This is a genomic window from Desulfosarcina cetonica JCM 12296 (assembly GCF_001311845.1).
Taxonomy (GTDB): Bacteria; Desulfobacterota; Desulfobacteria; order Desulfobacterales; family Desulfosarcinaceae; genus Desulfosarcina; species Desulfosarcina cetonica.
In genome coordinates this window covers 1-1,732 of the sequence record NZ_BBCC01000422.1, presented here as the reverse complement: position 1 = coordinate 1,732, position 1,732 = coordinate 1, and the positions used below count along the sequence as shown (strand labels likewise).

The 1,732-nt window shown below is 65.3% G+C and carries 2 protein-coding genes; one reads left to right on the top strand and one right to left on the bottom strand.

Features of this window, described 5'->3' with window-relative positions; all coding sequences use genetic code 11:
* On the top strand, positions 1-510 hold a 510-nt coding region (locus JCM12296_RS34585; protein WP_054702696.1), incomplete at its 5' end, for a LysE family translocator.
* An 82-nt stretch (positions 511-592) separates the two neighbouring features.
* Here the strand turns inward: JCM12296_RS34585 and JCM12296_RS34580 are convergent.
* On the bottom strand, positions 593-1,732 hold a 1,140-nt coding region (locus tag JCM12296_RS34580; RefSeq protein ID WP_157068189.1), incomplete at its 5' end, for a B12-binding domain-containing radical SAM protein.

Here is a 1,732-nt window from a genome sequence, read left to right as displayed (position 1 = left end):
CTGGCCGGCCTGCTGACCGGCATGGGCGCGGCCACGGCCGACGCGCTTTACGGGTCCATGGCCGCTTTCGGCATGGCCGGCTTCACCGGTTTTCTCGTGGGTTGGCAAACCTGGATCCAGCTGTTCGGCGGGCTGTTCCTCTGCTACCTGGGGGTGCGCATCTTCATCAGCCGCAACGCCGCCTCCCCGGCGACCGGTCCGTCAAATGGCGCTACGGGTTATTTTTCAGCGCTGCTGCTCACCCTGACCAATCCCATGACGATTCTCTCCTTCGCGGCGGTCTTCGCCGGGATGGGCTTGGGCCGCATGGGTGCCGGTCCTGTGGCCGCCGTTTGGCTGGTGGTCGGTGTCTTTTGCGGTTCCATGGCTTGGTGGGTCATCCTGGCATCGGTCAGCAGCCGCTTTTGCAGCGGGATCAGTGCCCGCGCCATGAGCTGGATCAATCGCCTATCCGGAATGGTGCTGACGGGCTTCGGCCTGGTGGCGATCCTCGGCTGTTTAAAAACCTGAAACCGGTGCCGCCCGCAATCCATCCAGAAAACGCCGGCACAGGGGGGCCGACGCATGGTGGCGATACACTCGGCCCTCGCGGTCAATTCCCCGGATCACGCCGTCGTCGAGAAATCCGGCCAGAAGGGTCGTTCCCACCCGCCGCCGATCCGTGGCCGGATCGATGTGGGCGGGCACTGCCGCCGGCTTGGCAGGGGCAGGCCATCGGCAAACCGTGCTTGATAAAGTTGAGCATGCGCCCCAGCCGCAAAAGGGTCGCCGAATCGGTACGCGAGGTACGCTGGTCGATGGGCAGGGCCGTGGCGCGCATGGCACCAAAGGTTTCCGGCAAAAGTCCCGAATCGAGACAGCGCTGGTAATCGCGACTCCCCGGTGCCGGGTAGAACACCGACACTCCGGCCAACACCGGCCGCCGGGCCAGGAAAAGCAGATCGTCCACCGAAGTGAGCGGATCCTGGTCCGGTGCGCCAACGATGATGTATCCCACGGCCGGCAAACCTTCCCGGCAGCCCAGCTGCAAGGCGCGGTCAAAAGCCTTGCGCACGTCGGGCCGCCGAAAGCGTCGCAGCTGATCGCGGTCGGCACTGCCCAGGGAGAGGTTCAGGGCGGTAAAGCCGCCGATCTTCATGGCCTGAACGATGCTTTCGTCGATACTGGGCGGGAAAAGGCCATTCATGGCCCGCAACTCCGGTGGCGCGTCACCGAAAATTTCGCTCATGCCGGCCATCAGATCGAGAAACCAGCCGCGGTCCATGGTCAGGTTCTCGTCCTCGAAATCGATAAAGCCGACCCGGCGGCCAACGCTGGCGGTCCGGATCTCGGCCAGCACGCTCGCCACGGCGCGTTTGCGAAAGCCCATCCACGATGTCGCGCCGGTGGAGCAGTAACTGCATGCCAGCGGGCAACCGCGGCCGGCGGTAACCACCAGGCTGTCCCGACCATGCCGCTGGTAAAACTTACGGTTGACCAGATCATAGGCCGGTGCGGGCATACGGTCCAGTTCACGGACCCGTGCCGCGCCCGCAGCAGCAGGGTACCATCCGGTCGCCGCAAGCCGATCCCCGGTACGTCCTCGATGGATGTTCCCGAACAAATGGCTTCGGCCAACAGCGGCAGGGCCTCCTCCCCTTCCCCGCGAATCACCAGATCCACGGGCCGGTTCAGCCAGCACCGCTTCGGGCAGGGCCGTGGGGTGATGCCCGCCCAGGACCACCGTGCAGCC